The following is an 11,791-nucleotide window of genomic DNA, read 5'->3' as shown; positions in this document are numbered from 1 at the left end:
CGTACCGTGAACGGATGACCCAGCGTCCCGCGCCCGGCCCCGCCGACCTCGTCATCACCGGCTGCACGGCCCTCGTCCACGATCCGGCGGAGCGCGTCGGCTTCGCCGAGGACGCCGCGATCGTCGTCCGCGACGGGGTGATCACCGATGTCACCACGGCCGCGGCGGCCGCGGACCTCGACGCCGCCGAACGCCTCGACGCGCGCGGCCAGGCCGCCCTGCCCGGCCTGATCAACTGCCATACGCACGCCCCGATGGTGGCCCTGCGCGGCATCGCGGAGGACCTGCCGGTGGAGGAGTGGTTCAACGACCACGTGTGGCCCATCGAGTCCAACCTCGAAGCACGCGACGTGGAGCTGGGCGCGCGGCTCGCCTGCGCCGAGCTGATCCGCGGCGGCGTCACCACCTTCGCCGACCACTACTTCGCCATGGACACCGTCGCCGACGTCGTCGCGGAGACCGGCCTGCGCGCCCTCCTCGGCCAGGCCTACTTCTCCTCGCAGGGGCCCGAGGGACGCGAGGCGTCCCTCGACTTCGCGCTCCGCCGCGCGGGCGCCGCCGACGGCCGCGTCACCACCTGCCTCGCCCCGCACGCCCCGTACACCGTCGACGACGCCGACCTCGCCGCGACCGCGGGGCTCGCGCGGGACCACGGCCTCCTGGTGCATCTGCACGCCGCCGAGAGCCGCGCGCAGAGCCTGCACAGCATCGCCCGGCACGGCCTCACGCCCATCGAGGTCCTGCGCCGCGCCGGCCTGCTCGACGTCGACGTCCTCATCGCCCACGGCACCGGAATCCTGGACCGGGACACCGCCGCCCTGCGCGCCGCCACCGGCCGCGTCGCCGTCGCCAGCGCCCCGCGCGGCTATCTGAAGTTCGCCTGGGGCCCCACCCCGCTACGGCTGCTCGCGGACCTCGGCATCCCGGTGGGCCTCGCCACGGACGGCGCGGCGTCCAACAACTCCCTGGACGTGTGGGAGTCCATGGCGCTCACCGCGCTCGTCCAGAAGTCCGCCACCGGCGACCCGCGCTGGCTGACCTCCCGTCAGGCGCTGCACCACGCCACGCTGCAGAGCGCCCGGGCCGTCGGCCTCGGCGAACGGATCGGCAGCCTCGCGCCGGGGCGCCGGGCCGACATCGTCCTCGTCGACCTCACCGGGCCGCACACCCAGCCCGTGCACGACCTCGCCGCGACCCTGGTGCACAGCGCCCGCAGCGGCGACGTCCGCACGACGATCGTCGACGGGCGCGTCCTGATGCGCGACCGGGAGCTGCTGACCGTCGACGTCCCCGCCGTGACACGGGAGTTGGCCCAGCGGCTGCCCGCGCTCGTCGAGCGCGGACACGGCAGGAGGATCCAGGAGTACGACGCCTGAACGGCCCGGCACGGGGGCGGGCCGAACCGTCCCTCGCGCCCCGGCCCGCCGGGCAGCCGCCGGCCGGCACTCCTTAGGGTGAGACCCATGGCGACACCCGCGACTCCCGAAGCGCTCGACGGCCTCACCCACGACCCGTACGCCACGTACGCCCTCCTGCGCGAGAGCGCGCCCGTGCGCCGCGTCACCGGCACCGACGGCAACGCCGCCTGGCTCGTCACCCGCTACGCCGACGTCCGCGACGCCCTCGCCGACCCGCGCCTTTCCCTGGACAAGGCGCACGCCCTGCCCGGCAACTACAGCGGCTTCGCGCTGCCGCCCGCCCTGGACGCCAACCTCCTGAACATGGACCCGCCGGACCACACCCGCGTCCGGCGCCTGGTCGTCAAGGCGTTCACGCCCGGCCGCACGGAACGCCTTCGCGAGCCGGTGCGGCGCGCCGCCGACGAACTCCTCGACGCCGTCGAGGAGGCGGGCGGCGGCGACCTCGTGGCCGCGTACGCCGCCCCGCTGCCCGTCGCCGTCATCTGCGACCTGCTCGGCGTCCCCGCCACCCGCAGGCCCGACTTCCGCACCTGGACCGACGCGCTCGTCGCCCCCGATCCGGCCCGGCCCCACCGCGCCAAGGAGGCGGTCGTGGGCCTGCTCGGCTACTTCACCGCGCTCATCGCCGAGAAGCGTGAGCGGCCCGGCGACGACCTGCTGTCCGACCTGATCGCGGTGCGGGACGAGGACGGCGGCGGACGGCTCAGCGAGGACGAGCTGATGTCGCTCGCCTTCCTGATCCTGTTCGCCGGGTACGAGAACGTGGTGCAGCTCATCGGCACCGCCGTGCTCGGCCTGCTGCGCCACCCCGAGCAGCTCGCCGCGGTGCGCGCGGACCCGGCCCTGCTGCCCGGCGCCGTCGAGGAGTTCATGCGCCACGAGGGCCCGGTGCTGCTCGCCATCCGCCGCTTCCCCGTGGAGGACGTCACGATCGGCGGCGTCCGCGTGCCCAAGGGGGAGACCGTGCTGCTCTCGCCCGGCTCCGCTGGCCGCGACCCCGACCGGTTCGCCGACCCCGACCGGCTCGACGTCACCCGCGACGCCGGCGGCCACCTCGCGCTCGGCCACGGCATCCACTACTGCCTGGGCGCCCCGCTCGCCCGCATGGAGACGACGACGGCGCTCGCCGCGCTCATCGAGCGCTTCCCCGGCCTCGCGCTCGCCGTACCCGAGGAGGAACTGCGGTGGCGCCCCTCGATGCGCGCCCGTGGCCTGCTCGAACTCCCGGTCGTGTGCCGAGTCGGCGAGAAATCTCCAAAGAATCCCCTCCGCGACCGATGAGTTCCGGTGAGACCCCCGGTCCACCCTCCTGAGAACGCCCGAGAACCGTGGATCGCGACCGGAGGAAAGCGCCATGGGACTTCCGCACATCGTCACGCGCGCGGAGTGGCAGGCCGCGCGCGAGGAGCTGCTCGCCAAGGAGAAGGCCGCCACGCGTGCCCGCGACGCGCTGAACGCCGAGCGGCGCGAGCTCCCGATGGTGGAGATCGACAAGGAGTACGTGTTCGACGGCGCCGACGGCAAGGCGACGCTGCTCGACCTGTTCGCCGGACGCGCCCAGCTCATCGTCTACCACTTCATGTTCGCCCCCGAGTGGGACGCGGGCTGCCGCAGCTGCTCGGCCTTCCTCGACCAGATCGGGCACCTCGCCCATCTGCGGGCCCGGGGCACGACGTTCGTCGCGGCGTCGCGCGCCCCCTTCACCCGCATCCTGCCGTTCAAGGCCCGCATGGGCTGGGTGGTGCCCTGGTACTCCACCTGCGGCCCGGAGTTCAACCGCGACTTCACCGCGACGTACGCCGATCCGGCGGGACGGCTCCTGGACCGCCCCGGCATCAGCTGCTTCCTGCGGGACGGCGACCGCGTCTTCCACACGTACGCGACGTTCGACCGCGGACTCGACGGCCTCGGCTCCACGACGAGCCTGCTCGACCTCACCGCGCTCGGCCGCCAGGAGGAGTGGGAGGAGCCCAAGGGGCGCGCGTCGGAGCTCGGCGCGCCCGCGGGCAGCGCCCGGGTGCGGTACCACGACGAGTACGACGAATATCTGTACTGAGCCGTCGACAGCGGTGCCCCGAGTGCCCCAACTCGGTGTCAGATCGGTCACGTTGCGAGTCCTCGGGGGTGCTCCGCGCGTTGTACTCGGTGCGGAGCCTTCGCTCCGCACCGAGTACGACGGGGGACACGGGGGATCAGGACATGATGAACGGACGAGTGGTGCTGGAGCGCTTTCCCGCGGGCGGACCGCGCGGATCGTGGCCGGCGGAGGAGTTCGCGCGGGCCCGGCGCAGCGAGGGTCAGCACGCGGAGGTCGTGATGGACCTGGCGACCGACGCCTTCCTGGTGATCGTGCGGGAGTGCCGCGAGCGCGCCGCCGCCTGAGTGGAGTCGGGCCGGGGGCCAGCCGTCCCCGGCCCGGCGCTCAAGGGGTCCCGGCCGCTCAGGCGCGGACCGGACCTGCCCACCCGGGGACGGCCCCGGACATCCGGCACAGGGCCAAGTACAGCGGAATGGGCGGCGTATAGGGGACCGGGCCCTCCGGCTGGTGGACGAGGACCGGCTCCCGCACCGTGTCCGGCACCAGGGCGCCCGGCGAGTAGAACGCCGCCGGCGGCCACTCCAGGGCCACGTCGGAGTCGGCGGGCACGATCCACCACCAGCGCGGTCCGTCCTCGTACACGCATCCCACCCGGGGCAGCCGGTCGAGGAGCCGCGGACCGAACTCCGCGGGCATCGCGACCGCGTCGCAGCCGAGGGGCTGCCCCATTCCGGCGGGGACGGCGAGCCGTGCCACTGGCTGCACACTCACGGCTCGCCGTCCGACCGCCCGCTCCCGCTCGCGCGAGAGCCGTACCAAGGTGTCAAGGCCGAACAGTCGTGATGTCCCCGCGCTCACTTATCCCCCGACCGCATCGCTGTCGCACTCGCATCCCCGTCACGTCGGCCTAAAGGCCGCCGGTGGCGCTCTGGTCCATTCGGTGGCGGGTGTCGCCGGTCAGGCCCCTGCCGTGGCCGTCCGTGACGACGTCGCCCTAGTCGTCGAAGTTGTCCAAATCCAGCCCCATGCCGCCGAACGCGGCGGCGCCGAAGGCCGGTTCCGTGAGGGCGCCGAACGCGCCCCCGTCGGGCGGGCAACCGGCTATCGGTAGCTCCGCCCACACCGAAAGGCCGGTTCCGGAGTCCTGGACACCCCATGCGTTGCTCACGGCGCTCACGAGAAGCAACCCCCTCCCGTGCTCCTCGTCAGGCCCGCGCAGGCCGGTCGGGCGTGGAACCCCCGAACCACAGCCCTCGTCGCGGATGGCTATCCGCACGGTGTCGGCTTCCGTGCGGATCTCGCAGACGACGGTCCGGCTTGCGGTGTGCACGATGGCGTTGGTGACCAGCTCCGATACGACGAGCGCTGCCGTGTCGCAGGCGTCGTCGCCGACCGCGAGGGAACTGAGCCGGTCACGCGTCAACCGCCTGGCGCGGCCGACGGAACTCGGCAGCGCGGCCAGGGTGAAGGTGACGCAGGGCTCGGCGGCCGCCGCCCGGTCCTCGGCGCACACGCCAAGTCGGGGATCGGTGGCTTCAGTTCCTAACGATGCGGGCGGAGTCACGCTCTCCACTATCGCCCCGGCGCGAACACCTTGGCAAGGGCCACTCTGAAATGTGCACAGTGGCGTGTTCCTTTGAGACGCCGCATGGCACACTTCTCGCAACGCCTCACCGTGCGGCGTGAGTTGGTGCGACGCGTGACTACGGAGAGTGACGCGAAGTGGCAAGATCCGATGCAGAGAGTGACGCGTAGTGGGTGGAGGTAAGACGTGAGCGAACCGCGGTCGGCGCCGACCGTCGGACAGGTCGTTCTCGGTCGTCGCCTGCAGGACCTGCGTGAGCGCGCGGGGCTCAAGCGTGACGAGGCCGCGCGGATCCTGCGTGTGGCCCCGGCCACGGTGCGCCGCATGGAGACCGCCGAGGTCGCGCTGAAGATCCCGTATCTGCAGCTCCTCCTGAAGGCGTACGGCATCCCGGACGAAGAGGCCGAGGCGTTCGTCGCCCTCGCCGAGGAGGCGAACAAGCCGGGCTGGTGGCAGCGTTTCCACGACATCCTGCCGGGCTGGTTCAGCATGTACGTCAGCCTGGAGGGGGCCGCGAGCCTCATCAGGTCGTACGAACCGCACTTCATGCCCGGTCTCCTCCAGACCGAGGACTACGCGCGCGGCGTCCTGCTTTCCGGAGCCATCGGCCAGACCCGGCCGGAGGACATCGAGCGCTATGTCGCCCTGCGCATGGAGCGGCAGACGCTGCTGAGCCGTGAGGACGCGCCGCGCCTGTGGGTCGTGATGGACGAGACGGCGCTGCGCCGCCCCGTCGGCGGACCCGAGGTGATGCGTGCGCAGATAGACCGGTTGCTTGAGGCCACTGAAATGCCTCGGGTGACCTTGCAGGTCGCGCCGTTCGCGGCGGGCCCGCACCCGGGCACGTTCGGACCGTTCGTGCTCTTCCGCTTCGCCATGGCGGAGCTGCCGGACATGGTCTACAGCGAGTACCTCACCGGCGCCGTCTATCTGGACGCGCGCGCCGAGGTGGCGACGCATCTGGAGGTCATGGATCGCATGGCGGCCCAGGCCGCGACCGCACAACGCACGAAGGAGATCCTCCGGGATGTCCGCAAGGAGCTGTGAATGGACCGAGATCGACATCGAGCGGGCACGGGCCCCTCGTCACGGCCCGACACCCGCGCCGATTCCCGGCCCCCCGGATCCTCCCGGATCTACAACGGCATGCCCGCCCGCGAGCTCGGCAGCGAGGGCTGGCACAAGCCGTGGAGCGGTGGCAACGGCGGCAACTGCCTGGAAGCCATGAAGCTGGACGACGGGCGCGTCGCCGTGCGCCAGTCCTCCGACCCGGACGGCCCCGCGCTCATCTACACCGATGGCGAGATCCGGGCGTTCATACAGGGAGCGAAGGCCGGGGAGGCCGACTTCCTGCTGTCGTGACGCGCGTAGCGACCGCGGTCGCCCCGCGCGCGGAACCGGCGTGATCCGTACGTTGTCGAAGCGTTGCCGAACGGGCGAGGGAGCCGCAGTTGACCGGGACCGGCATGGGCGGGCGGGGAGCCGCGGAGGAGTCCGCGTCGGCGTCTCCGTCGCCGTACATAGACACCAGCAAGCCGCATCCGGCGCGGATGTACGACTGGTGGCTCGGCGGCAAGGACAACTACCCGGTCGACGAGGAGATGGGCCGTCAGCTCGTCGCCATGGACCCCCGGATCCCGGGCATCGCACGGGCCAACCGGGCGTTCATGCAGCGCGCCACGCGGTGGCTCGCGGCGTCCGGGGTCCGCCAGTTCCTGGACATCGGCTCCGGCATCCCGACCGAGCCCAATCTGCACCAGATCGCGCAGGGCACCGCCCCCGACGCGCGCGTGGTGTACTGCGACAACGACCCCATCGTGCTCGCCCACGCGGAGGCCCTGCTGCGCTCGACGCCGCAGGGCGCCACCGAGTACATCCAGGCGGACGTGCGGGAACCGGCCGCGATCCTCGAACAAGCCCGCCAGACCCTCGACTTCTCCCGGCCCGTCGCCCTCTCCCTGATCGCCCTGCTCCACTTCGTCCCGGACGAGCACGGCCCCTACGACCTGGTGGAGCGGCTGATGTCCGCGCTGCCGCCCGGCAGCTGGCTGATGCTGTCCCACGGCACCGGCGAGTTCACCCCCGACCGGGCCCGGGTCGCGGGCGACCTGTACGAGTCCCGCGCCCTCAGCCTCGCCCTGCGCGACCGCGTGGACGTCCTGCGCTTCTTCGACGGTCTCGACCTGGCCGCGCCGGGCGTGACGGTGGTCGACGCGTGGCATCCGGAACTGGGAGAGCGGGTTCCGGTGGCGGGGGAGGGGCCGGTGCCGATCTTCGGCGGGGTGGCGCGGAAGGGGTGAGACGGGGCTGGCCTTTAGGTCCTCGGGGGCCTCTGAGGGGCTTGGGGGTCCTGGGGGTCTTGTGTGTGTGGGGCGCCGCGATGTCATGGCGTGAGGGGGCGGTCGTGGGCCCCCACCGGTGACGGCAGCCGCGTGCTGCCCATCAGCCAGCGGTCCACGGCCGCCGCGGCGGCCCGGCCCTCCGCGATCGCCCACACCACCAGGGACTGACCGCGGCCCGCGTCCCCGGCGACGAACACCCCCGGCACGTCCGTCGCGTACGCGGCATCACGGACCACGGCCCCGCTCGGCGCCACGGACACGCCCAGCTCCCCGACCGCGCCACCCGCCACCTCCGGCCCCCGGAACCCCAGCGCGAGCAGCACCAGATCGGCGCGCAGCACCCGCTCCGCGCCGGGCACCGGCCGCCGGCCCTCGTCAACGCCCGCCAGGTGAACGGCCCGCACCCGCCCCGCCGCGTCCCCGGCGAACCGCAGCGTGGCCGCCGCGAAGAGCCGGGCGTCCGCGTCGGGGCGCTGCCCGAACCCCAGCTCCCCGGCCTCCTCGTGCGCGGGCGACACCCGGTACACGTGCGGGTACGTCGGCCACGGCTCCGCCGTCCCGTCCCGCTCGGCCCCCGGCAGCGGGCGGATGTCCACCTGTGTGACCGACGCCGCGCCCTCCCGCACCGCCGTGCCCAGGCAGTCCGCGCCGGTGTCGCCGCCGCCCACGATCACCACGTGCCGCCCGGCCGCCGACAGGGGCGAGGCGTCGAGGTCCCCCTCGCACACGCGGTTGGCGAGCGGCAGGTACTCCATCGCCTGCCGGACCCCGGCGAGCTCGCGGCCCGGCACCGGAAGCTCCCGCCACGCCGTGGCTCCGACGGCGAGGACCACCGCGTCGTGCCGGGCGAGCAGCGCCACCGCGCTCACGTCCCGCCCGACGTGCGTCGACGTACGGAACCGGGTGCCCTCGGCGGACAACTGCGCGAGCCGCCGCTCCAGGTGCCGCTTCTCCATCTTGAACGCGGGGATCCCGTAGCGCAGCAGCCCGCCCGCGCGGTCCTCGCGCTCGTACACCACCACCGTGTGCCCCGCGCGCGTCAGCTGCTGCGCCGCCGCGAGACCCGCCGGGCCCGAGCCGACGACGCCGACGCTCTTGCCGGTGAGCCGCTCAGGCGGCCGCGGCGGCGCGAGGCCGTCCGCCCAGACGCGGTCGGCGATGGCGGCCTCGACGTTCTTGATCGTCACCGCGGGCTGGTTGATCGCGAGCACGCAGCCCGCCTCGCACGGGGCGGGACACAGCCGCCCGGTGAACTCGGGGAAGTTGTTCGTGGCGTGCAGCCGCTCGGCCGCCGCGTGCCAGTCGGCGCGCGAGACGAGTTCGTTCCACTCCGGTACGAGGTTCCCCAGCGGGCACGCCTCGTGGCAGAACGGCACCCCGCAGTCCATGCACCGGTCCGCCTGCCCCACCACGAGCGGAAGCAGTCCGTCCGGCTCGTACACCTCGTCCCAGTCCTTGACCCGGTCGCCGACCGCCCGCCGCGGCCACTCCGCGCGCGGCACCCTGAGGAACCCTTTGGGGTCGGCCATGGCCGTCTCCCTACGTCTCCCCGCCCGCGATACGCGTCCTTCGAGTCACGGTACGTCGCGGGGGCGGGGCGGGCATGCCGGGAGCCGGGCGGGGCCGTCGGGCGGTCCGGTCGGCCTGGTCAGGCCTGGTCAGGGCAGGGCAGGCCAGATCAGGGCCGATCAGACCAGGCCAGGTCAGGTCAGGCCGAGGACGAAGGCCACCGAGGCCGCGGTGGCCGCCACGGTGCGGACGTGGTTCCACATCGTCCACTCCGTCACATACGTGCGCCAGTACGCGGCCCCGCGCTCCGACCCCGCGTCGACCTTCGCCAGCGCGTCGTTGCGCGGCACGTTCGCCGCCACGGTGACGCCGAAGCAGCCCACCAGATACAGCGCGCAGCCGAGCAGCAGCTCCACCGTGCCCTCGTCCGGCCACAGCACGAACGTCACCACGGCGAGCACCGCGCACACGCCCGTCGCCCCCATGAACACCGCCATGAACGCCGGAGTGACCGCCGTGACGTTGATCGCGTTCATCGCCGCAATGCCCTGGGCCGGGGGCAGCGCCGCGAGGCCCTTCATCACGAACGTGGAGAAGCCGATGAACACCCCCGCGACAAGGCCGCAGGAGACCGCACCGAGGACGGTGAGCACGAAGTAGGGTCCCTCGATCATGGCAACTCCCTGAGTGGGTCCGGCCTCTGGACGATCGGCTCCCTCGGGGCTTCCCGCGGGGGGACCGGGCCTGGGGGCGGTCGGCGCGCCGCGCAAGATCCTGCACGGTGTGGTGTGTCTACGACAAGTCAAATGCCACGACGCGCCCCCGGCCATACGCCGTTCCCGCACCTCCATGCGCCACCGTCTCGCCACCGGCGTGCGCTGCTCAGCTCGTCCCTCGTCCCCAGGCCCGCAGCGTCTCCTCCACGCCCCGGGCGATGCGGCGCCTGGCCTCGCCCCGGGGGATCCCGCGCATCAGCAGGGCGTCGTACTCCGTCTCCGTGTGGCGCACCGCCGCGATCACGGCCGCCGTCACCGCGCGCGGGGTGAGGGCCTGCCCGGCCGCGCTGCGGCCCACCCGGCCGCTGCCGCGCACCGAGGCGTGCGCGGCGATCCGCCCGGCCCGCTCCGGCGGGCACCGGGGGAAGAGCCGTAGGATCTCCTCCGCGAACGCCGCCGCGAACCGCTCGTCCCGGGCCGCACGGCGCACGGCGTCCCGCGCGCGCCGCCGCGCCCGTGCCTCCGCGTCCGCCAGGCACCGCTGCTCGGCCAGGGCGAGCGCCGCCTCCTCGACCAGGACGCCTTGGCGTTCGTACCGGCTCTTGCGCCGGTTGAAGCGGACCACCACCGCCGAGAGCGCGCTGCCTTCCCGCGACCGCCTGGTGAGTGCCGTGTCGCCGCGCGGAAGATACACGAGGTGCCCGAGGTCCGCGCAGTCCAGACAGCGCGGCCCCCCACCCTCCAGGGTGAGCAGCGACAACGGCCCGGCCCCGCACTCCGCGCACCGCTTGCGCTTGAGCGGCTGGAAGACGACGAGGCCGGTGCCGACGGCGGGAGTCGTGGAGCGGGGCAGTGCCATGGGAGGTACCTTCCCGCCCGGCGCCGCACCGCACGCGGCCCGCGCCCACGCGCCCGCCCGCACCGCCTCCTCGGCGGGTGGGCATCATGGGCCCGTGCGACTCGAAGCGATCACCTGGGAACGGCTCACGGACACCCTCGCCGACCGGCTCCTGGAGCTGGCGCCCGCCGACGGGGGCGCCTGGCCGCGCGTCGCCTTCGACGGCGCGCCCGCGGCCCGGCCCGGTGACCTCGCGGAGCGGGTCGGCGAGGCGCTGCGCGTGCGCGGGCGGTCCGCGCTCGTCGTCGGCGCCCAGGGGTTCCTGCGGCCCGCCTCGCTGCGGTTCGAGTACGGACACGAGGACGTCGAGGCCTACTACAGCGGCTGGTTCGACACCGGTGCCCTCTGGCGTGAGGTCTTCGGACCGCTGGACCCCGGCGGCACCGGACGCGTCCTGCCCGACCTGTGGGACCCGGCGGCCGACCGCGCCACACGCAGCCCCTACGCCCAGCTCCCGCCGGGAGGAGCGCTGTTGCTGCACGGCCCTCTGCTGCTCGGCCATTGGTTCCCCTTCGACCTGACGGTGCACGTACGGCTCTCTCCCGGGGCCCTGCGCAGGCGCACGGCCCCCGAGGAGCAGTGGACGCTCCCGGCCTTCGAGCGCTACGAGGCCGAGCGGGACCCCGCGTCCGCCGCCGACGTGGTCGTACGGGCCGACGACCCGCGCCACCCGGCGTGGAACGGCTGAGCCGCGGCGCGGCCGTCCCCTGCTGACCAGGTGCGGGTGCAGCCGTCCGACGGGGCGGTGACAATGAGGTCGTCGGGACTGGATGAGGCCGTAGCGAGGCCGTCGGTACCAGCGGTGCCCCCGCGCCGCGCCGGCCGTCCGGCATCGGGAGGTACGTCATGACCACCGCCGGAGACATCATGCACCGCGGGGCCCGGTGGATCCCCGCCCACGAGACCCTGGACCGCGCCGCGCAGCTGATGCGCCAGCTGGACGTGGGCGCCCTGCCCATCAGCGACGAGAACGAGCGGCTGTGCGGCATCCTCACCGACCGCGACATCGTCGTCCGCTGTGTGGCGATGGGACACGACCCGGCCAAGGTCACCGCGGGTGAACTCGCCCAGGGCACCCCGCGCTGGATCGCCTCGGACGCCGGTGTCGACGCCGTCCTGGAGGAGATGCAGGGCCACCAGATCCGCAGGCTGCCCGTGATCGAGGACAAGCGCCTCGTCGGGATGATCAGCGAGGCCGACCTGGCCAAGCACCTGACGGAGGAGCAGCTCGCGGCCTGGTGCGAGAGCGTCTACGCCAAGGGCTGACGGCTCCGGAGCCGGG

14 protein-coding genes are annotated in these 11,791 nt (G+C 73.6%); 9 read left to right on the top strand and 5 right to left on the bottom strand.

Annotated features, from left to right (window positions below):
• Positions 1-14: 14 nt before the first annotated feature.
• The 4 genes from CP982_RS11575 to CP982_RS11560 all read left to right on the top strand — a co-directional run bounded on the left by CP982_RS11575 (position 15) and on the right by CP982_RS11560 (position 3,803).
• Entirely contained in the window at positions 15-1,376 is a 1,362-nt protein-coding gene (locus CP982_RS11575) for an amidohydrolase (protein WP_150510439.1), read from the top strand.
• Positions 1,377-1,463: 87 nt separating this feature from the next.
• Positions 1,464-2,702: a cytochrome P450 family protein gene (locus CP982_RS11570; RefSeq protein WP_150510438.1), complete on the top strand. Its 1,239-nt coding sequence runs from the start codon at positions 1,464-1,466 to the stop codon at positions 2,700-2,702.
• 73 nt (positions 2,703-2,775) lie between these two features.
• Positions 2,776-3,477 carry a DUF899 domain-containing protein gene (locus CP982_RS11565; RefSeq protein WP_150510437.1) on the top strand — a complete coding sequence of 234 codons (702 nt, stop codon included), beginning with the start codon at positions 2,776-2,778 and terminating at the stop codon, positions 3,475-3,477.
• A 146-nt stretch (positions 3,478-3,623) separates the two neighbouring features.
• Positions 3,624-3,803, top strand: coding sequence for a hypothetical protein (locus CP982_RS11560; RefSeq protein WP_150515427.1), 180 nt, complete (start codon positions 3,624-3,626; stop codon positions 3,801-3,803).
• A gap of 58 nt (positions 3,804-3,861) precedes the next feature.
• Here the strand turns inward: CP982_RS11560 and CP982_RS11555 are convergent, their stop codons facing one another.
• Together CP982_RS11555 and CP982_RS11550 are read right to left on the bottom strand one after the other, a co-directional pair.
• Positions 3,862-4,317 carry a hypothetical protein gene (locus CP982_RS11555; RefSeq protein ID WP_372503350.1) on the bottom strand — a complete coding sequence of 152 codons (456 nt, stop codon included), beginning with the start codon at positions 4,315-4,317 and terminating at the stop codon, positions 3,862-3,864.
• 136 nt (positions 4,318-4,453) lie between these two features.
• On the bottom strand, positions 4,454-5,032 hold the full coding sequence (locus tag CP982_RS11550; protein ID WP_150510436.1) for an ATP-binding protein: 579 nt from the start codon (positions 5,030-5,032) through the stop codon (positions 4,454-4,456).
• A 198-nt stretch (positions 5,033-5,230) separates the two neighbouring features.
• On the opposite strand from CP982_RS11550, the gene CP982_RS11545 reads away from it, so the two are divergent.
• The 3 genes from CP982_RS11545 to CP982_RS11535 all read left to right on the top strand — a co-directional run bounded on the left by CP982_RS11545 (position 5,231) and on the right by CP982_RS11535 (position 7,344).
• Positions 5,231-6,091 carry a helix-turn-helix domain-containing protein gene (locus CP982_RS11545; RefSeq protein WP_150510435.1) on the top strand — a complete coding sequence of 287 codons (861 nt, stop codon included), beginning with the start codon at positions 5,231-5,233 and terminating at the stop codon, positions 6,089-6,091.
• A gap of 99 nt (positions 6,092-6,190) precedes the next feature.
• Positions 6,191-6,406 carry a DUF397 domain-containing protein gene (locus CP982_RS11540; RefSeq protein WP_051855567.1) on the top strand — a complete coding sequence of 72 codons (216 nt, stop codon included), beginning with the start codon at positions 6,191-6,193 and terminating at the stop codon, positions 6,404-6,406.
• Positions 6,407-6,510: 104 nt separating this feature from the next.
• On the top strand, positions 6,511-7,344 hold the full coding sequence (locus CP982_RS11535) for an SAM-dependent methyltransferase (protein ID WP_150515425.1): 834 nt from the start codon (positions 6,511-6,513) through the stop codon (positions 7,342-7,344).
• Positions 7,345-7,427: 83 nt separating this feature from the next.
• Here CP982_RS11535 and CP982_RS11530 read toward each other — a convergent pair whose 3' ends face one another.
• The 3 genes from CP982_RS11530 to CP982_RS11520 all read right to left on the bottom strand — a co-directional run bounded on the left by CP982_RS11530 (position 7,428) and on the right by CP982_RS11520 (position 10,470).
• On the bottom strand, positions 7,428-8,915 hold the full coding sequence (locus tag CP982_RS11530) for a glutamate synthase subunit beta (protein ID WP_150510434.1): 1,488 nt from the start codon (positions 8,913-8,915) through the stop codon (positions 7,428-7,430).
• Between the two features lie 174 nt (positions 8,916-9,089).
• Positions 9,090-9,569 (bottom strand): anthrone oxygenase family protein, encoded by a 480-nt coding sequence (locus tag CP982_RS11525; protein WP_150510433.1) that lies wholly within the window; start codon positions 9,567-9,569, stop codon positions 9,090-9,092.
• 208 nt (positions 9,570-9,777) lie between these two features.
• Complete coding sequence (locus CP982_RS11520) at positions 9,778-10,470, bottom strand: DUF2293 domain-containing protein (RefSeq protein ID WP_150510432.1); 693 nt, start codon at positions 10,468-10,470, stop codon at positions 9,778-9,780.
• A gap of 94 nt (positions 10,471-10,564) precedes the next feature.
• On the opposite strand from CP982_RS11520, the gene CP982_RS11515 reads away from it, so the two are divergent.
• Both CP982_RS11515 and CP982_RS11510 read left to right on the top strand, forming a co-directional pair.
• Complete coding sequence (locus CP982_RS11515) at positions 10,565-11,197, top strand: nucleoside/nucleotide kinase family protein (RefSeq protein ID WP_150510431.1); 633 nt, start codon at positions 10,565-10,567, stop codon at positions 11,195-11,197.
• Positions 11,198-11,355: 158 nt separating this feature from the next.
• Entirely contained in the window at positions 11,356-11,775 is a 420-nt protein-coding gene (locus tag CP982_RS11510; protein ID WP_144002838.1) for a CBS domain-containing protein, read from the top strand.
• Positions 11,776-11,791: the final 16 nt, after the last annotated feature.

The sequence above is a fragment of the Streptomyces spectabilis genome, assembly GCF_008704795.1.
Taxonomy (GTDB): Bacteria; Actinomycetota; Actinomycetes; order Streptomycetales; family Streptomycetaceae; genus Streptomyces; species Streptomyces spectabilis.
Note: the sequence above shows the minus strand (reverse complement) of the source record. Positions and strands in the feature narration are given on the sequence as shown.